Origin of the sequence: Nocardia araoensis NBRC 100135, from assembly GCF_000308435.1 — a bacterium.
Taxonomy (GTDB): domain Bacteria; phylum Actinomycetota; class Actinomycetes; order Mycobacteriales; family Mycobacteriaceae; genus Nocardia; species Nocardia araoensis.
Window position 1 is genome coordinate 1 of sequence record NZ_BAFR01000154.1, and the last position, 417, is coordinate 417.

Here is a 417-nt window from a genome sequence, read left to right on the forward strand (position 1 = left end):
GCCGAACTCGGCATCACCCTGATCAACGTCCCCGAGGAACTCGAGGGTGCGGCCTCCGAGCGCGGCGCGGTGACCAACTCGCTGGTCGCCGAGGCCCTTGCGCACGGTGACATGGGCCTGGCCCTGGCGCCGAGCGGCGTCGCGGTGGCGCTCGCGCAGTGGGGCAGCGACGCGCAGCAGAAGACCTACCTGCCCTCCTTCATCGGGGAGGACGTGCCGCAGGCCTCGGTGGTGATCAGCGAGCCGCGCGCGCTGTTCGACCCGTTCGCCCTGGACACCAAGGCGGTGCGCTCGCCGAGCGGCTACCGCATCTCGGGTGTGAAGAGCCTGGTGCCCGCCGCGGCCGACGCCGAGCTGTTCCTGATCGCCGCCGAACTCGACGGCCGTCCCGCGCTGTTCATCGTCGAGTCGGACGCG

Annotated in this window: 1 protein-coding gene; it reads left to right on the forward strand. The window is 71.9% G+C overall.

The features are described 5' to 3' along the window. A partial coding sequence (locus tag ON21_RS21055; protein WP_039800100.1) for an acyl-CoA dehydrogenase family protein occupies positions 1-417 on the forward strand: 417 nt, incomplete at both ends.